The sequence below is a fragment of the Streptomyces polygonati genome, from assembly GCF_042650325.1.
GTDB classification, from domain to species: domain Bacteria; phylum Actinomycetota; class Actinomycetes; order Streptomycetales; family Streptomycetaceae; genus Actinacidiphila; species Actinacidiphila polygonati.
In genome coordinates this window covers 131433-149180 of record NZ_JBHSBB010000030.1, presented here as the reverse complement: position 1 = coordinate 149180, position 17748 = coordinate 131433, and the positions used below count along the sequence as shown (strand labels likewise).

At 71.5% G+C, this 17748-nt stretch carries 15 protein-coding genes and 4 tRNA genes; 7 read left to right on the top strand and 12 right to left on the bottom strand.

Features of this window, described 5'->3' with window-relative positions; all coding sequences use genetic code 11:
* Positions 1–29 precede the first annotated feature (29 nt).
* Positions 30–104, top strand: a tRNA-Asp gene (locus tag ACFO3J_RS31355).
* A 741-nt stretch (positions 105–845) separates the two neighbouring features.
* Here ACFO3J_RS31355 and bldC read toward each other — a convergent pair.
* Both bldC and ACFO3J_RS31345 read right to left on the bottom strand, forming a co-directional pair.
* Complete coding sequence (bldC, locus tag ACFO3J_RS31350) at positions 846–1052, bottom strand: developmental transcriptional regulator BldC (protein ID WP_033321412.1); 207 nt, start codon at positions 1050–1052, stop codon at positions 846–848.
* Between the two features lie 523 nt (positions 1053–1575).
* On the bottom strand, positions 1576–2421 hold the full coding sequence (locus ACFO3J_RS31345) for a hypothetical protein (RefSeq protein ID WP_386436727.1): 846 nt from the start codon (positions 2419–2421) through the stop codon (positions 1576–1578).
* Between the two features lie 210 nt (positions 2422–2631).
* Here ACFO3J_RS31345 and ACFO3J_RS31340 point away from each other — a divergent pair, with 210 nt between their 5' ends.
* Both ACFO3J_RS31340 and ACFO3J_RS31335 read left to right on the top strand, forming a co-directional pair.
* The gene (locus tag ACFO3J_RS31340; protein WP_386436724.1) at positions 2632–3783 is read left to right on the top strand and encodes a Leu/Phe/Val dehydrogenase; all 1152 of its coding nucleotides are present in this window, start codon (positions 2632–2634) and stop codon (positions 3781–3783) included.
* 278 nt (positions 3784–4061) lie between these two features.
* Positions 4062–4325 (top strand): DUF3073 domain-containing protein, encoded by a 264-nt coding sequence (locus ACFO3J_RS31335; protein WP_386436721.1) that lies wholly within the window; start codon positions 4062–4064, stop codon positions 4323–4325.
* Between the two features lie 77 nt (positions 4326–4402).
* Here the strand turns inward: ACFO3J_RS31335 and purM are convergent, their stop codons facing one another.
* The 7 genes from purM to purS all read right to left on the bottom strand — a co-directional run bounded on the left by purM (position 4403) and on the right by purS (position 11888).
* Positions 4403–5470 (bottom strand): phosphoribosylformylglycinamidine cyclo-ligase, encoded by a 1068-nt coding sequence (gene purM / locus ACFO3J_RS31330; protein WP_386436718.1) that lies wholly within the window; start codon positions 5468–5470, stop codon positions 4403–4405.
* 58 nt (positions 5471–5528) lie between these two features.
* Complete coding sequence (gene purF, locus ACFO3J_RS31325) at positions 5529–7049, bottom strand: amidophosphoribosyltransferase (protein WP_386436716.1); 1521 nt, start codon at positions 7047–7049, stop codon at positions 5529–5531.
* A 241-nt stretch (positions 7050–7290) separates the two neighbouring features.
* Entirely contained in the window at positions 7291–8094 is an 804-nt protein-coding gene (locus tag ACFO3J_RS31320) for a maleylpyruvate isomerase family mycothiol-dependent enzyme (protein WP_386436713.1), read from the bottom strand.
* Positions 8095–8242: 148 nt separating this feature from the next.
* Positions 8243–8446, bottom strand: coding sequence for a DUF4177 domain-containing protein (locus ACFO3J_RS31315; protein ID WP_386436710.1), 204 nt, complete (start codon positions 8444–8446; stop codon positions 8243–8245).
* A 249-nt stretch (positions 8447–8695) separates the two neighbouring features.
* Positions 8696–10945, bottom strand: coding sequence for a phosphoribosylformylglycinamidine synthase subunit PurL (gene purL / locus ACFO3J_RS31310; RefSeq protein ID WP_386436707.1), 2250 nt, complete (start codon positions 10943–10945; stop codon positions 8696–8698).
* Positions 10942–11646 (bottom strand): phosphoribosylformylglycinamidine synthase subunit PurQ, encoded by a 705-nt coding sequence (gene purQ, locus ACFO3J_RS31305; protein WP_386436704.1) that lies wholly within the window; start codon positions 11644–11646, stop codon positions 10942–10944. Before purQ ends, purL begins: the two co-directional genes overlap by 4 nt.
* Positions 11643–11888, bottom strand: a complete 246-nt coding sequence (purS, locus tag ACFO3J_RS31300) for a phosphoribosylformylglycinamidine synthase subunit PurS (protein ID WP_386436701.1) — start codon at positions 11886–11888, stop codon at positions 11643–11645. Before purS ends, purQ begins: the two co-directional genes overlap by 4 nt.
* 395 nt (positions 11889–12283) lie before the next feature.
* Between purS and ACFO3J_RS31295 the strand changes: the two genes are divergently transcribed.
* The 4 genes from ACFO3J_RS31295 to ACFO3J_RS31280 all read left to right on the top strand — a co-directional run bounded on the left by ACFO3J_RS31295 (position 12284) and on the right by ACFO3J_RS31280 (position 13218).
* The gene (locus tag ACFO3J_RS31295; RefSeq protein ID WP_386436698.1) at positions 12284–12601 is read left to right on the top strand and encodes a histone-like nucleoid-structuring protein Lsr2; all 318 of its coding nucleotides are present in this window, start codon (positions 12284–12286) and stop codon (positions 12599–12601) included.
* A 186-nt stretch (positions 12602–12787) separates the two neighbouring features.
* Positions 12788–12859: transfer RNA gene (locus tag ACFO3J_RS31290), tRNA-Gly, on the top strand.
* Between the two features lie 60 nt (positions 12860–12919).
* Positions 12920–12995 (top strand) — tRNA-Gly (locus ACFO3J_RS31285).
* Between the two features lie 147 nt (positions 12996–13142).
* Positions 13143–13218, top strand: a tRNA-Gly gene (locus ACFO3J_RS31280).
* 90 nt (positions 13219–13308) lie between these two features.
* On the opposite strand, the gene ACFO3J_RS31275 is transcribed toward ACFO3J_RS31280, so the two are convergent.
* From ACFO3J_RS31275 to ACFO3J_RS31265, 3 genes are all read right to left on the bottom strand, one after another.
* Positions 13309–14211, bottom strand: a complete 903-nt coding sequence (locus tag ACFO3J_RS31275; RefSeq protein ID WP_386436695.1) for a phosphoribosylaminoimidazolesuccinocarboxamide synthase — start codon at positions 14209–14211, stop codon at positions 13309–13311.
* Positions 14212–14372: 161 nt separating this feature from the next.
* The gene (locus tag ACFO3J_RS31270) at positions 14373–15863 is read right to left on the bottom strand and encodes a N,N-dimethylformamidase beta subunit family domain-containing protein (protein WP_386436692.1); all 1491 of its coding nucleotides are present in this window, start codon (positions 15861–15863) and stop codon (positions 14373–14375) included.
* Between the two features lie 220 nt (positions 15864–16083).
* Positions 16084–17700, bottom strand: coding sequence for a hypothetical protein (locus ACFO3J_RS31265; RefSeq protein ID WP_386436690.1), 1617 nt, complete (start codon positions 17698–17700; stop codon positions 16084–16086).
* Positions 17701–17748: the final 48 nt, after the last annotated feature.

Sequence of the window (17748 nt, the reverse complement as noted above, 5' to 3'; positions counted from 1 at the left end):
GACCTGCTGTAGAGTCTGTCTCGCAGCGAGGTCCTGTGGAGCAGTTTGGAGTGCTCGCCACCCTGTCAAGGTGGAGGCCGCGGGTTCAAATCCCGTCAGGACCGCATTTCTCCGCGATGGCCCGCCCCGGAAACGGCGCGGGCCATCGCCATGTCCGGCCCCCGCCGAGGCCGCGCCCGCGGCGGCAGCCGCCGATCAAACACAGCAGAGATCCCGTCAGGGCCCCACCCGCAACGCCGGCGGGCCGTTGCCGTGTTCGGGGGCCGTCCGGCCGGGTGGCGGGCGTAGCGGCTCGCTGGGGCCGTGGGGACTCCCCGTGAGCGCCGGTCGGCGGTCAAGTAGCCCTGGGGGCGGTTCAGTTGGCGCCCCGGAGCGGAAGCCGGCAGTGGGCGGTCCGGGCGGCGGAGAGGCAAGACCAGCCCAAGGCATGGGAGTTCATTACCGTACGGCACGGAAGATCCACAAGTGCGCAGAGATGTGACGGGAGTCACTGAAAGTCGTTCGAAAATGGGGGAATCCGAGGCCCTCCGGAGGGGTCTCGATTAAATATGTGCAATGGCACTGACCGGGGGGACGACTCCGGCGTTGGCGAGCAGGAGCCCCCAAGACCCCACAGACCCCGCCTCTCCCGCCCTCCCAGCCCCCCTCAATCCACCCCCAACCCGCCTCAACGCCACAAAAAAAGGGACCGCATCAGACCCGGCGGAGTCCGATGCGGTCCCGTGGAACCGTAAAACGGTAAAGCTGAGCGTGCTCACCCTCCGGCATCCCTGATGGGGGCAGACAGGCCGGTGGGTGGGGCGGTCAGATGGGGTGGGGGCCCCTTAAGCCGCCCAAAAGGGCTGTCAGGCCTCGGTCCGCTGCTGCGGAATGCCCGCCAGCAGTGCGCGGACCTCCGCCTCGCGGTACCGGCGGTGGCCGCCGAGCGTGCGGATGGACGTGAGCTTGCCGGCCTTGGCCCACCGCGTGACCGTCTTGGGGTCGACGCGGAACATGGTCGCGACCTCGGCAGGGGTAAGCAACGGCTCGGCATCAGGGGTGCGAGCGGTCATGAGCGGCCTCCTCGAGAGAACCGAACCAACGCGGTTCTTTCCTCTAAATTCTGCACCTTGACCCGCGTTGCCCGAAATGGCGGACGCGGGCCGAGTCGGTAATAGGACGAACGGCTTGTCCTCGGCACTACAACTACACCATCCGTCCAGCCACGTCGGCCAAACCGATGGATTTGCCCTCTCAGGTGTTCAACCTCGACGGAAGCCGATGGACCATGCCATAGCGGACAGTCACACCAACGTGACGATCAGTCACAGCTCGATCATCCGCAACATCCCCACCTTTGACACGAGTCCGAGGTGGACCTGATGTCCCATTTTGGCATGACAGATGGTGATGTTGGCAAGAGTCAAGTCATGTGCTCTCTGTCACGCTTGGGCCATTCTTGACCCACCGGGCTCCCCACCGCCACCCGCGCCCCGCTGGCCGGCCCGTGCCAGAGCCGTGCCGGGCCCGTGCCAGGCCCCGCCGAAGCACGCCGAAGCCCCCGCCCGGCCCTGCCCGGTCCCGCCGGGTCTCCCGTCAGCTGGAGAACTGGAGTTCGCGTACCGCCCGCCAGCGATCGGTCAGCCGTTCGTAGGCCACCCCGGCCGCCGCGGAGTCGCCCTCGCGCAGCGCCGCCAGCCCCTCGGCCACATCCGCCGCCGAGTGGTCCTCGGCCAGCCGGTCGGCGCCCATCACATGCACCAGCCCGCCGTAGTCGAGTTCGACCATCGACCGCGGGTGGAACTCCTCCAGCCAGCGCCCGACATCGATCAGCCCGTCGATCAACGGGCCTTCCTCCAAGGCGTCCTTGAGCACCCGCAGCGCCCGCGCCACCCGCCGCCGCGCCTGCACCATCGGCGTCCGGTAGCGCAGCAGCGGCTCCTTGGACTCGCCGGCGCCCGCCGGTTCGTACTCCCGCTCGTCCTCACCGACCAGTGCGAACCAGCGCACCGGCACGTGCCAGGTCGCCGAGCGGATCCACGGCCGCGCGTCCGGATTGCGCTCCCGCCAGCTCTCGTGGTCGGCCGCCGCCTGGAGCCGTACGACCGGCGGCAGCATCGCGTCCAGCACCGACTCGGGCAGCAGGGTCCCGGCGTGCTCCATGGCCAGCCAGCCACGCAGTCTGGTCCGCCACGGGCAGACATGGGTCACCCCGCCGATCACCGCCACGAAGGCGTCCCGGCTCTCGTGCACCGGGACCGCGATCGGCGGCACCGGCACCAGGTCGGCCAGGGACTGCCGCAGTTCGTCCTGTGCGGTGCGTACGGCCCCCGCCGCCGCGTACCGGTACCAATGCGTGCGTTCGGGCTCGGGGAAGGCCGCCAGGGGCTCGTAGACCCGCAGATACGCCGCGTACGGCACCACACCCGGAGAACCGCCCACACCTGCTCCCTCGCCGCCGTACGGACCCCCCGATCGTCCCATGCGACCAGGCCTCCCGGAGGTGATCCCGGCCACTGCGGACGGCCATTCGCTCCGCCCCCCATGATCGGCCCCCCAGGGCCTACGCTGAACGCATCAAGCCCTCCGCCACCCTTACGGGGGGCGTCTAGCCCGACAAGTGACGCGTCGCGTCACTGGGACCACTGGACTATGGGAGTCACCACCGTGACCGACGTACAGACCGGCCGGCCCGACGAAGGCGTCGTGGCCGCAGGTGTCCTCGCCCGACTGTTCCGATCGGAGCAGGGCGGACACGAGCAGGTCGTTCTCTGCCAGGACCGCGCCTCCGGCCTCAAGGCCGTCATCGCCGTCCACTCCACCGCGCTGGGCCCCGCCCTGGGCGGCACCCGCTTCCACGCCTACGCCTCCGACGAGGAGGCCGTGGCGGACGCGCTCAATCTCTCCCGCGGCATGTCGTACAAGAACGCGCTGGCCGGGCTCGACCACGGCGGCGGCAAGGCCGTGATCATCGGCGACCCGGACACGCTGAAGTCCGAGGAGCTGCTGCTCGCCTACGGCCGCTTCGTGGCCTCGCTCGGCGGGCGCTACGTGACCGCGTGCGATGTCGGCACCTATGTCGCGGACATGGACGTGGTCGCCCGCGAGAACCGCTGGACCACCGGCCGCTCGGTCGAGCAGGGCGGCGCCGGGGACTCCTCGGTGCTGACCGCCTTCGGTGTCTTCCAGGGCATGCGCGCGGCGGCCGGCAGCCAGTGGGGCGTGCCCACGCTGCGCGGCCGCCGGGTCGGCGTCGCGGGCGTCGGCAAGGTCGGCCACCACCTGGTGGAGCACCTGCTGGACGACGGCGCCGAGGTGGTGATCACCGATGTGCGCGGCGAGGCCGTGGACACCGTCCTCGCCCGCCACCCGCGGGTCACCGCGGTGCGCGACAACGAGGCGCTGGTCCGCGCCCCGCTCGACGTCTACGCCCCCTGCGCGCTGGGCGGCGCGCTGGACGACGCCACCGCGGCCGTGCTGACCGCGACCGTGGTGTGCGGCGCCGCCAACAACCAGCTGGCCCATCCGGGGGTGGAGAAGGACCTCGCCGACCGCGGCATCCTCTACGCGCCCGACTACGTGGTGAACGCCGGCGGGGTGATCCAGGTCGCCGACGAACTGCACGGTTTCGACTTCGACCGGGCGAAGGCCAAGGCGACCAAGATCTACGACACCACCGCGGCCATCTTCGAACGCGCCAGGGCGGACGGCGTGCCGCCAGCGGTGGCCGCCGACCGGCTCGCCGAACAGCGGATCGCGGACCGTACGGCGGCCGCTCACTGGCTGCGTCCGGCCGCCTCCTGAGAGCCCGTTTCCCCCCTGGTCCGGGCCCGGCGTGACCGATAGCACGACCCGATAGCAAGTTCGCGCTAGAAGAAGGTAAAATCGGGCCTGACCAGGCAGGACAGGGCTGTGAATGGTGCCTGTTCCGACGCGTGTCGTGCGGACGGCGTACCGTGTGGCGTCGGAAGCAGGTACCGTTGAGGCCCTACGGACCGGTCTCCTGTCGGGAGACCGCTCCGATTCATGAACGCGTGTCAAGACTCGGGGCCGTTGAGCCCCGCCGTTGAGGGGGTCGAGCCATGGGGCGCGGCCGGGCCAAGGCCAAGCAGACGAAGGTCGCCCGCCAGCTGAAGTACAACAGCGGCGGCACGGATCTCTCCCGTCTGGCCGAAGAGCTGGGCGCATCGCCGTCGAGGCCGGTTAATCCGGCTCCTGTCGAGGACGATGACGAAGAGAACGAAGACGACCCGTACGCTCAGTACGCGGATCTCTACAACGACGACGATGACGAAGAGGACGAGGACGAATCCCAGCCCTCACCGTCGCAGCGCCGTCGCGCTTGACGCCGCCGCTGCCGTGACGTCCACCCGGTCCGGGCCTGCCCGGACCGGGTTTCGTCGGCTCTCGTGGCGCGGGCGGGTCAGCTCGCGTACTCCCCGGTCAGTTCGGCGGCCGGCGAGTCGGCTTCGCGCGCCCTGATCTCGCCGGCCACCCAGGCGCGGGCGCCCCGGTCGGCCAGCAGGCTCAGGGCGGTGTCCACCGACTCCGGCGGCACCACCGCGATCATGCCCACGCCCATGTTCAGGGTCCTCTCCAGCTCCGGCCGGAGCACGCCGCCCAGCTTGCCGACCGTGGTGAACACCGGGTCGGGCGTCCAGCTGGAGCGGTCGACGGAGGCGTGCAGGCCCTCCGGGAGGACCCGGGCCAGGTTGCTGGCCAGCCCCCCGCCGGTGATGTGGGCGAAGGCGTGCACCTCGGTGCCGCGGGCCAGCGCCAGGCAGTCCAGCGCGTAGATCCTGGTGGGCTCCAGCAGCTCCTCGCCGAGGGTGCGGCCGAACTCCGGCACCTCCCGGTCCAGCTCCCAGCGGGCCCGCTCGAAGAACACATGACGGACCAGGCTGTACCCGTTGGAGTGAAGTCCGGAGGACGCGATCGCGATCACCACGTCGCCCTGGTGGATCCGGTCCGGGCCGAGCAGGCGGTCCTCCTCGACCACGCCGGTCCCGGCGCCGGCCACGTCGAACTCCTCGGTGCCCAGCAGGCCCGGGTGCTCGGCGGTCTCGCCGCCCACCAGCGCGCAGCCGGCCAGCACACAGCCCTCGGCGATGCCCTTGACGAGCGCGGCCACCCGCTCCGGGTAGACCTTGCCGACGCAGATGTAGTCGGTCATGAACAGCGGCTCGGCGCCGCACACCACCAGGTCGTCCACGACCATGCCGACCAGGTCGCGGCCGATGGTGTCGTAGACGCCCATCCGGCGGGCGATGTCCACCTTGGTCCCGACGCCGTCGGTGGCGGACGCCAGCAGCGGGCGTTCGTAGCGCTTGAGGGCGGAGGCGTCGAACAGGCCGGCGAAACCGCCGATGCCGCCGATGACCTCCGGGCGGGTGGCCTTGCGCACCCACTGCTTCATCAGGGTGACGGCGCGGTCGCCCGCCTCGATGTCCACGCCGGCGGCGGCGTAACTGGCACCGGTTGTCTCAGACATGGCTGGCACTTTCGTGTCGATTGCTGCGGGATGGCTGCGGGGAGGCCGGAAGGACGGCTCACGGCCGGCGCAGTGCGTCCGCCGCGTCGGCCCCGCCGGCCAGCTCGGTCTCCAGGAGCTGCTTGCCGAGGAGTTCCGGGTCGGGCAGATCCATCGGGTACTCGCCGTCGAAGCAGGCCCGGCACAGATTCGGCTTGGCGATCGTGGTCGCCTCCACCATCGCGTCCAGCGAGATGTACGCGAGGGAGTCCGCGCCCATCGAGACGCCGATCTCCTCGACCGTCATGCCGTTGGCGATCAGCTCGGCGCGGGTGGCGAAGTCGATGCCGAAGAAGCACGGCCACTTCACCGGCGGCGAGGAGATCCGTACGTGCACCTCGGCGGCGCCGGCCTCGCGCAGCATCCTGACCAGGGCGCGCTGGGTGTTGCCGCGGACGATGGAGTCGTCCACCACGACCAGGCGCTTGCCGCGGATGACTTCCTTCAGCGGATTCAGCTTGAGCCGGATGCCGAGCTGCCGGATGGTCTGCGACGGCTGGATGAAGGTCCGGCCGACATAGGAGTTCTTCACCAGGCCGGAGCCGTACGGTATGCCGCTCGCCTCGGCGTAGCCGACGGCGGCCGGCGTGCCGGACTCCGGCGTCGGTATCACCAGGTCGGCCTCGACCGGGGCTTCCTTGGCCAGCCGGCGCCCCATCTCCACCCGGGAGAGGTAGACATTGCGCCCGGCGATGTCGGTGTCGGGGCGGGCCAGGTAGACGTACTCGAAGATGCAGCCCTTGGGCCGGGCCTCGGCGAAACGCGAGCTGCGCAGGCCCTGCTCGTCTATGGCGACGAGTTCGCCGGGCTCGATCTCCCGGACGAAGCTGGCGCCGCAGATGTCCAGGGCGGCGGTCTCGGAGGCGACCACCCAGCCGCGCTCCAGCCGGCCCAGCACCAGCGGGCGGATGCCCTGCGGGTCGCGGGCGGCGTAGAGGGTGTGCTCGTCCATGTAGACGAGGCTGAAGGCGCCCTTGGTGCGGGGCAGCACCTTCATCGCGGCGGCTTCGAGGGACAGCGGCGCGCCGTCCTCGTCGACCTGGCCGGCCAGCAGGGCGGTGATCAGGTCGGTGTCGTTGGTGGCCGCCACCCGGGGGGCCCGGCCGGGCTCGCCCTGGGGCAGGGCGGCGACCATCTCGGCCAGCTCGGCGGTGTTCACCAGATTGCCGTTGTGGCCGAGCGCGATGGAGCCGCTGGCGGTGGCACGGAAGGTGGGCTGCGCGTTCTCCCACACCGAGGCGCCGGTGGTGGAGTAGCGGGCGTGCCCGACCGCGATGTGGCCGGTCAGGGAGCCGAGGGAGGTCTCGTCGAAGACCTGGGAAACCAGGCCCATGTCCTTGAAGACCAGGATTTGGGAGCCGTTGCTCACTGCGATGCCCGCGGACTCCTGTCCGCGGTGCTGCAGCGCGTACAGCCCGAAATAGGTGAGCTTGGCGACCTCTTCACCGGGGGCCCAGACACCGAAGACGCCACACGCGTCCTGGGGGCCTTTCTCACCGGGGAGCAGGTCGTGGTTGAGTCGTCCGTCACCACGAGGCACGATCACGAGTCTAGGGCAGGAATGCCCATCGGCCGAACGAGGGACGCGCGGGGAAAGCGGGTCTATGCGCGTCACCCCATGTCAGGCAAGGAGTGTGATGTGCGTCGGGGTCGGCCGGCGGCCGTGCGCGCCGCCGGATCCCGGGTCGCGGGGGCCGATTCGGCGGGGATTTCGGCGGGGATTCGGGCGCGGGCCGAAACCCTGCGTAACCGGTCACCCGGGGCCCCGGCGGGGGCGGCGGTCAGCTCATGACGGGGAGGTACGGAGCCAGGTCGGCGCGCTCGCCGCTGGCCGCGACCCGGGCGGCGGACACCGCCTCGTCCCAGGAGAGGCGTCCGGTGGCCAGCCTGATCCAGGTCAGCGGATCGGTCTCCACCACGTTGGGCGGGGTGCCGCGGGTGTGCCGGGGGCCGGGCACGCACTGCACGGCCGCGTAGGGCGGGATCCGGACCTCGACGCTGTTGCCGGGCGCCTTGGTGGCCAGCGCGTCCGCCAGCAGCCGTACGACTGCGGCCAGCGCCTGCCGGTCCAGGGTCACCTCGGCGCCGGTCGCCCGGGCCAGGTCGTCGCTGTGCACCACCAGTTCGACCAACCGGGTCACGGTGAAGTCCAGCGCCCGCATACCGCCGAACGGCCGCGCGGTGATCCGGTCGGTCCGCAGCGCCGCCGCTCGCTGCCCGCCCAGCAGCTCCGCCTCCGCGTCCAGCGCGGCGACCGGATCGGCCGTCACCTCGGCCGCCGCCCGGGTGGACGCGTCCAGCCGGTCGGCGATCCCCGCGGTCGACCGCGTCCAGGCGTCCAGCCCGATCGGCTTGGCCCCGGCCGGCGCCGGCTCCTCCGCCAGAATCACCCGCAGCGCTTCCACCTGCCGCACGATGTGCACCACCAGCAGCCGCACATCCCACCCCGGCAGCCCACTGTCCGCCCCCCACTGCCCGTCCGTCAGCCCCCGCACCGCTGCCCGCACATGCCCCACCTGCGCGATCAGCGCGTCCCAGCTCTTCGCGGGATCGTAGACACGGGGACGGCGGCTTCCGGGGGGCATGGGCCGAGGGTAGCCCGCGCCCCGGCGGGTTCGGCCTCCGGCGGGGGTGGTCCGGGCCGGCGACCACGAGTGCCCGTCCGGCCACGCCCGTGCCCCGCATTCGGCATGGGCACGAGCATGGCCGTCCCCGGCGGGATCGCGCCGAGGCTCAGGCCTGGCGCGGGCGTTCGAAGGTCAGCAGGAGGCCGTCGACGGCGCCGGGGCCGATGCGGCCCTTGACGGCGCCGGAGGTGATGTCCTTCAGGCCCCAGCCGTCCTCGGCGTGCTTGTTGAGCGTCTTCTCCAGCTTGTCGGCGTCCAGGGCGTCGCCGATCAACGCCTCCCGGAAGGTGACGACCTTGTACTCGTACATACTTCGAGCCCCTCGCTGTTGCTTGTTCGTACCGTCATACGGTCTTACGCGCATCCGCACGCGGGGACAGCCAACCATGCCCGGGCGCAAGGGAGTCAGCCGCCGGGTGCGGCGGGTCAGCGCAGTCCGGGGGCGGCGATCGGCAGACCGACCGCTTCGCCGACTTCGAGCATCCCCGGACCCGGACCCGGACAGGCGAAAGGCGCCCCCGGACCGTCGTCCGGGGGCGCCTCCTGGTGGTGCCGGTGGTCAGGCCAGCAGGGCCGGGATCGTCGACTCGTGGGCTTCGCGGAGTTCCGCCAGTGGGAGGGTGAACTCGCCCTGGACGTCGATCGCGTCGCCGTCGATGACGCCGACGCGGGTGGCGGGCAGGCCGCGGGCCCCGCACATGTCGGTGAAACGGAGTTCCTCCGAGCGGGGGACGGCGACGATCGCGCGGCCGGCCGATTCGGAGAGCAGGAAGGTGAAGGCGTCCAGGCCGTCCGGGACGACCAGCCGCGCGCCGAGGCCGCCGCGCAGGCAGGACTCGGTGACCGCCTGGACGAGACCGCCGTCGGAGAGGTCGTGGGCCGCGTCGATCATGCCGTCACGGGAGGCGGAGATCAGGATCTCGCCGAGCAGCTTCTCCCGGTCCAGGTCGACCGCCGGCGGCAGCCCGCCGAGGTGGTCGTGGACGACCTGGGACCAGGCCGAGCCGCCGAACTCCTCGCGGGTGTCCCCCAGCAGGTAGATCAGATGGCCCTCGTCCTTGAAGGCCATCGGAGTACGCCGGTTGACGTCGTCGATCACGCCGAGCACCGCGACCACCGGGGTCGGGTGGATCGCCGCCTCACCGGTCTGGTTGTAGAGCGAGACATTGCCGCCGGTGACCGGCGTGCCCAGCGCCAGGCAGCCGTCGGCCAGCCCGCGGGTGGCCTCGGCGAACTGCCACATCACCGCCGGGTCCTCCGGCGAACCGAAGTTGAGGCAGTCGGAGATCGCCAGCGGCTTCGCCCCGGTGGCGGCCACATTGCGGTACGCCTCGGCCAGCGCCAGCTGCGCGCCGGTGTACGGGTCGAGCTTGGCGAAACGCCCGTTGCCGTCGGTGGCGATGGCCACCCCGAGGTCGCTCTCCTCGTCGATCCGGATCATGCCGGAGTCCTCGGGCTGCGCCAGCACCGTATTGCCCTGCACGAAGCGGTCGTACTGACCGGTGATCCACGCCTTCGACGCCTGGTTCGGCGAGGCCACCACCGCCAGCACCTGCTCGCGCAGCTCATCGCCGGAGGCCGGCCGCGGCAGCTTGCCCGCGTCGTCGGCCTGGAGCGCGTCCTGCCACGCGGGGCGGGCGTACGGGCGGTGGTAGGTGGGGCCCTCGTGCGCGACCGACCGCGGCGGCACGTCCACGATCTGCTCGCCGTGCCAGAAGATCTCCAGCCGGGAGCCGTCGGTCACCTCACCGATGACGGTGGCGATGACGTCCCACTTCTCGCAGATCTCCAGGAAGCGGTCCACCTTGCCGGGCTCGACGATCGCGCACATCCGCTCCTGCGACTCGCTCATGAGGATCTCCTCCGGCGAGAGCGTCGCGTCGCGCAGCGGCACCGTGTCCAGCTCGACCCGCATTCCGCCGGAACCGGCCGAGGCCAGCTCGGAGGTCGCGCAGGACAGGCCCGCGCCGCCGAGGTCCTGGATGCCGGCCACCAGCTTCTCCCGGAAGATCTCCAGGGTGCACTCGATCAGCAGCTTCTCCTGGAACGGGTCGCCGACCTGCACCGCCGGGCGCCGCGAGGGCCCGGTCGCGTCGAAGGTCTCCGAGGCCAGCACCGAGACGCCGCCGATGCCGTCGCCACCGGTCCTGGCACCGTAGAGGATCACCTTGTTGCCGGCGCCGGACGCCTTGGCCAGGTGGATGTCCTCGTGCTTCATCACGCCCACGCACAGCGCGTTGACCAGCGGGTTGCCCTGGTAGCAGGGGTCGAAGACCACCTCGCCGCCGATGTTGGGCAGCCCCAGGCAGTTGCCGTAGCCGCCGACGCCGGCCACCACACCGGGCAGCACCCGCTTGGTGTCGGGGTGGTCGGCCGCGCCGAAGCGCAGCGGGTCCATCACCGCGACCGGCCGGGCGCCCATCGCCAGGATGTCGCGGACGATGCCGCCGACCCCGGTGGCCGCGCCCTGGTACGGCTCGATGTACGAGGGGTGGTTGTGCGACTCGATCTTGAAGGTGACCGCGTAGCCCTGGCCGACGTCGACCACGCCCGCGTTCTCACCGATGCCGACCAGCAGCGCGTCGGTCTGCGGGGCCTTGTCGCCGAACTGCTTCAGGTGCACCTTGCTGGACTTGTACGAGCAGTGCTCGGACCACATCACCGAGTACATCGCCAGCTCGGCGCCGGTCGGGCGGCGGTCCAGGATCTCCCGGATGCGCTCGTACTCGTCCTGCTTGAGGCCGAGGTCCTTCCAGGGCTGCTCCGCCTCGGGGGACTGCTCGGCGTGCTTCACCGTGTCGAGAGTCATGCGTTGACCAGCTTCTTGAGTACCGAGGTGAAGAACCCCAGGCCGTCGCTGCGGCCGGTGCCGATCAGCGACTCGACCGCGTGCTCGGGGTGCGGCATGAGGCCGACGACGTTGCCGGCCGCGTTGCTGATGCCGGCGATGTCGCGCAGCGAGCCGTTGGGGTTGCCGTAGCCGTCGGCCGCCGGGCCGTCCGCGCTGTAGCGGAAGACCACCCGGCCCTCGGCCTCCAGCTCGTCCAGGGTGCGCTCGTCCGCGGTGTAGCGGCCGTCGATGTTCTTCAGCGGGATGGAGATCTGCTGGCCCGCCGCGTAGTCGGCGGTCCAGGCGGTGCCGCTGGTCTCGACCCGCAGTTTCTGGTCACGGCAGACGAAGTGCAGGTCGTTGTTGCGCAGCATGGCCCCGGGCAGCAGATGCGCCTCGGTCAGCACCTGGAAACCGTTGCAAATACCCAGAACCGGCATTCCGGCCTTGGCCTGGCCGATGATCGTTTCCATGACCGGGGAGAAACGGGAGATCGCGCCGGCCCGCAGATAGTCGCCGTAACTGAACCCGCCGGGCAGAACCACCGCGTCGACCTGCTTGAGGTCCTTGTCGCGGTGCCACAGGCCTACGGCTTCGGCGCCGGCCAGCCGCACGGCCCGCCGGGTGTCGCGGTCGTCCAACGTTCCCGGGAATGTGACGACGCCAATGCGCGCAGTCACGACTCCACCTTTACATTGAAGTCCTCGATCACGGTGTTGGCGAGAAACGTTTCCGCCATCTCTCGAATGCGGTCCAGGGCGGCCTCGTCGACCGGCCCCTCGACCTCCAGTTCAAAGCGTTTTCCCTGTCGTACGTCGGAGATCCCGGCGAAGCCCAGCCGCGGCAGTGCGCGCTGGACCGCCTGGCCCTGGGGGTCGAGGATCTCCGGCTTGAGCATGACGTCGACTACGACGCGTGCCACGGGCACTCCCGGTGGTGTGGTGCGTGAGGTTCTCCCAGCGTAGCGGGTGGCAGAATCTACGCGAGTAGATATGGATGGACGCCCCAAGCTTCCCACCAGGATCAGAGGATCACGTTTATGTATCGGCTGACGAAATGCGTGGGAAAACCGGGGCCGAAAACATAGGGTCCCGGGTGCGAGAAGGCTTGCGGTGGTCCGGCGATGGGAATTAACTGCGACATCGGGTATCCCCGTAGCCCCATTTCGTGACAGCAGACGTGCCACATCGCTCAAAATGAAACGTGTCGAGACCGACTGGTCGGCTCGCCCGCGGCCGGCGGTACGGCCCGCGGCGGCGCCGCGCCCGCCCCGCCGTCGCACCCACGGGCCGATGGCGTAAGAAAGGACCGATCCCTATGGCGCAACGCGTACTGGTCACACTCGCCGACGACCTGGACGGCGGCGAAGCCGCGGAAACCATCGCATTCGGCGTCGACGGACAATGGTACGAGATCGACCTGTCGTCCAAGAACGCGGACAGATTGCGCAAAGACCTCGCACCGTACGTGGAGGCCGGCCGCCGGCGCACACTTTCCGGCCGCGCCTACAAGCGCACGCCCATCGCGCCGACACCCGCCACGGTGCGCGCCTGGGCGCAGTCCAACGGTTTCGAGGTGCCGGCCCGCGGACGAATCCCGAAGAAGGTCTACGAAGCGTTCAACAAAGCGGGCTGAGTCCTGGCCGGCCGGGCCGACGGGGGCGCGGTCAGGGCTCGGTGCGGACTCGGAGGGGGGCCGCCGGGGCGCGGAAAGCGCCACGGCCCGGCGGCCCGTGGCGGATTGGACAGCTCCCCCCTCCCTTCCGCTAGTGTTGGGCTCACGCCGAGGGCAGGGCCGAAAGGCCAGGTCAGCGGAGGTCATGCGGGCGTAGCTCAGTAGTAGAGCGCCCCCCTTCCAGGGGGGAGGCGCAGTGTGCAATTCCTGTCGCCCGCTCAGGTCGCTCGCCCCGGTCCAGCCGTCTCGGCTGGACCGGGGGTAGAGTGGTCGAGCCCTGCGGACGTGGCTCAGTTGGTAGAGCATCACCTTGCCAAGGTGAGGGTCGCGAGTTCGAATCTCGTCGTCCGCTCCAGCACAAACGAAGGCCCCGGTCCATGCGACCGGGGCCTTCGTCACATCCCCGCATCCAACCGGAGCCCACTCACCCGCTCAGGCACCGGCGGCCCGGATATCGGTTTCTACGCCGCCCGGGGGATCAGGTACAGTGTCTGCACGCCCTGCGGACGTGGCTCAGTTGGTAGAGCATCACCTTGCCAAGGTGAGGGTCGCGAGTTCGAATCTCGTCGTCCGCTCCAGCACAAACGAAGGCCCCGGTCGATACGACCGGGGCCTTCGTCACGTCCCCGCCGGCGCCCGCTCACCCGCTCAGGCACCGGCGGCCCGGGTCAGGACCAACTGGTGCCGGTCAGGCGCTCGTAGGCCTCGACATAGCGCGCGCTGGACTGCTCCACGACCTCGGGCGGCAGGGTGGGCGGCGGCTGCTCGGAGGCGCGGTCCCAGCCGGAGGCGGGCGAGGTCAGCCAGTCGCGGATGAACTGCTTGTCGAAGGACGGCTGCGGGTGGCCCGGTTCGTACTGGTCGGCCGGCCAGTAGCGGGAGGAGTCCGGGGTCAGTACCTCGTCCGCGATGACCAGCGTCCCCTGCTCGTCGTAGCCGAACTCGAACTTGGTGTCCGCGAGGATCAGGCCGCGGGTGCCGGCGATCTCCCGGGCCCGGGAGTACACCGCGAGGGTGGCCTGCCGGAGTTGGGCGGCACTCTCCACGCCGACCTGGCGGGCCACTTCCTCGTACGTCACGTTCTCGTCGTGCTCGCCGACCTCGGCCTTGGTGGCCGGGGTGAAGATCGGTCCGGGCAGTTCGGAGCCGTCCACCATGCCCTCGGGCAGGCCGAGACCGCACACCGTACGGGTCCGCTCGTACTCCAGCAGGCCCGACCCGGCCAGATAGCCGCGGGCCACGCACTCGACCGGGACCATCCGCAGCTGGCGGCACACCATGGTGCGGCCCTCCCAGTCGGCGGGGGCGCCCTCGGGCAGCTCGGTGGAGATCACATGGTTCGGCACCAGGTCGGCCAGCAGCTCGAACCACCACAGCGACAACTGGGTGAGGATGCGGCCCTTGCCCGGGATCTCGGTGGGCAGTACCCAGTCGTACGCGGAGGTGCGGTCGCTGGCCACCATCACCAACTCGCCGGCCGCGTTCTGGTACAGGTCGCGCACCTTGCCGGTGTGCAGATGCACGAGGCCCGGTACCTGGACGGGTTCGGGCTTGACGACGAATCCGGACATGGGTGTCCTCCCCACTCGGTGGTTCAGCCCCCGATTCTCGCGTACGGCGAGGGGGCCGGCGCGCACGGGTGGGCCCGCCGGCCGCGGTTCGCCCCCCATTCGGCTCCGTACCGGTCCTGCCGCTCCCTCCCAGGTGGCCCGCCCGGGACCCCGCCCCGGGCTCAGTCGTGCTTGCAGATGCGGTCGAGCAGATTGGCGGTCGCGCGCTGGATGCGCGGGTCCACATGCCCGGGGCGGTCCAGCGCCGGGGACCAGGCGAAGGTGCCGGACGCGAAGACATACGCCCCGCTCGGTGCCCGGTACAGCGAGGTCTCCTGGTGGCAGCGGCGGCCGTCGGCCGATTCGTACGGCGAGTGGGCCAGCAGGATGCGCTCGGTGGACTCCGGCAGCGGGGTGCGCGGGAAATAGCTGTCCGCCTCGCCCGCCACCAGACCGGGGATCTCGTCGCACTCGGCGGCGCCGGTGGCCTCCCACAGCCAGTGCCCTGCGTTGCGGACCACCAGCGGGGACGGCTGCGGCACCCGGCCGGCGTACTGCACGCCGACCACGAGCTGTTCGGGCTCGCCCTGGTCGCGCCACAGCGCGCTGCGGCCCCTGCCCTCGCCCCGGCGCTTGCGGCAGGTCAGCAGCCGGTCCGGGTCGCCGGACGGCGACGGGGTCAACTCGACCTGCCAGTACATGGTGTTGGCGGACAGGAACACCAGCGAGGTGCCGGCCTCGCGGGCGGCCTCGGCCGCGCGACGCATCGGTATCGACCAGTACTCGTCGTGACCGGGGAAGACCAGGCCCCGGTAGAGGGTCGGATCGACCCGCCCGGCGTGCAGATCGCGGGCGTCGGCGTACGCCAGGTCATAGCCGTAGCGCTCGGCGAACCGGACGAAGTCGTAGGCGTGCCCGATGTGCAGGGGCAGGCCGGCGCCCGCGTAGGGGCGGTCGAAGGAGACGGTGGTGGCGGCCTCCTCCTCGCCCAGCAGCCGGCCCTCGTCGTCCCACGCGTGGTAGAGGCTGGCGCCGGTGTGGCCGTCCTCGGGGTAGAGGTTGTACGCCTGCCAGGTGACGTCCGGCAGCAGCAGGAGCAGATCGGCCGGGCGGGCGTCGGCGTCCCGGACGGTGAAGGGGACATGGCTGCGGTAGCCGTCGGCGGTGGTGAGCACCGCCACATAGGCACCGGTCTTCCAGTACGGCGGCACCTGGAGCCGCCAGGACTGCCACCAGTGGTGGCAGGAAACCGTCCTGCCGGCGGTGAGCGGCGCGGGCTGCACGATGCCGGACAACCGGGGGCTGGTGGTCACCTGGGCGGCGCCGTCCCCGCCGTAATGCCCGATGCGGTAGACGTCCACGGTGAACTCCTGCGGCGGGTCCACGGTGATCCGGAAGTCGATCGCGCCGCCCGGCGCGACCGCGCCCTCGGTGGCGAAGCCCTTGATCTGGCGGCGGACGTCATCAGCCGTACGCGGACCCGAGATGTGCGGCTTGCGCGGCGGCTTTCCGCTGCTCACGGCCAGATCCACATACCACGGCACCACCTGGCCCGCGTCGTCCAGATACTGCTGCTCGCCCCTCAGCCACGGCAGCGGACCCTGCCCGAACGGGTCCGAGACCCCGTGCGCGAGCGCACCCGACTCCCAGCGCCGAATCTGCCCCACACCCATCGCCGCCCTCTTCTTCCGCACCCGCCCCACCCCCTGGGACCGCGGTGCAACGATGCGGTCGCCTCCCCCCAGCACATCACAGAAAGCGCTGCGGCGGTCACGGTTCGTGGCCTTTTTTTACGGAGAAGCACGGCTCACGGCCCAAATTCAGCCAGCGGGGGGTCCGAGGGCAGGGCATCGGCCGCTGGGGGCGGCGCGAACGGCGGGGAAACCGGGGAAGCTAGGGCAGCCGGAGCGGCTTGTCCGGGCGGATGCCGACGGCGGACAGCCAGCTGCGCAGCGGGCCCGGGTCGCCGTTCTCCACCAGGCGGAGGACCGGGAAGGCGAGGTCGGTGCGGCGGTGGCCGGCCACCAGCAGGGCGGGGCCGTCGAGCCAGTCCAGGCCCGGGGCGGCCCCGGCCGTGTCCACCGCGGCGCAGCAGACCACCGCGGTGACGTGATCCGCCAGCAGCTCCCGCCCGGTACGCGGCGGCAGCAGCGGGCACACCACCACCTCCCCGCCGGGCACCGCCAACGTCGCAGGACCGCTCGGGCCCGCCTCCACCGCCGCGCTGAGCCGCGCGGCCAGCTCCTCGCTGCCCCCGCCGGCCAGCCGCTCGATGACCCGTCCCAGCGTCGCGCCCCCCGGTTCCTCGACATCCGCCGCCCGGCCGCCGACCAGCACCCGGCCGCCCCGGGCCCGGGCCGGGGTGGGCCGTACGTCGTCCAGCAGCCGTACGAGGCGGCCGGCCTCGCTCCGCCAGATGCCGTCCACGACCTCCTCGGGATAACGGGCCCAGCTCACCGGCGCCCAGCCGGGGCCGGGGCGGGCGGGGCCGCCGTGGAAGATGCGGGCCGCCAGCAGCGAGACCGCCTCGTCCACCAGGCCCGGGTCGTCCAGCAGATCGCACGCCGGCCGCTCGCCCAGCCGGGACTCGAAGCCGTCCGCCAGCCGGTCCCGCCGGGACAGCTCGGTGAGCGCGGCCACCACCCCGGCGTCCAGCCGGGACGGCCAGCGGCCCATCCGCCACGCCGGCAGCGCCACCCGGGTCAGCAGCCGGTCCCAGCCCGCGTAGGCCAGCCCGATCTGCTCCTGGGCGACGATCCGCAGCCCGTAGTCCACCGCCAGCGCCCGCTCCGAGGCGGAGGCCGCGACCGCGCGCTCCATCTCGGCCGCGTGCCCGCCGCAGCCGTGCAGCAGCAGCCGGACCGCCCAGCCGAGTATGCGGAACACCGGCCGCAGCAGCAGGCCGCCCCGCGCGCCCTCGGCCGAGACGCCGGCGGCGGCGTCGAGACCCCGGACGAAGCGCCGGGCCGCGGATATCTCGGGGTCGGCGGCGGGGCCGGTGCCCGCCACCACCGGGGCGAGCAGCGCCCGCAGTTCGGCGACCCGCATCCACCACATGAACGGTGAGCCGACCACCAGCACCGGCGCCGGCCGCGACTCCCCCGGCGCCGGAACGCTGTCCCTGCGGTCCTCCAGCCAGCTGTCGCAGTCCGGCGTCAGTGCTATCGCCGAGGGCGCCGGCACCTGGAGCCGCTCCGCGAGGTCCCTGACCAGCCGGTAGAGATCGGGTGCGGCCTGCTCCGTCACCGACACCGTGGGACTCACCGCGGGCCTCGCCCGCGCGATCACCGCGCCCACGGCGGCGGCCACCGCCAGCACGACCAGCGCGGCGCCCGTCACGGCCCAGCAGGCGGTGTCCCAGCCGGGCCCGATCCGGTCGCTCACCCGCCCCACGTTCATCAGCACGGCCACCCCAGCGGGCACCAGCGCGGCCCCCACCGCGCTCGAACGCACCCTGAGCACCGCCAGCGCACGGGCCCGCGCAAGGCCCTGACCTGCTTCTCCAGCCATCGGCGGCTCACCCCCTGCCCAAGCGGCGACCACCCCTGCGGCGGCCTC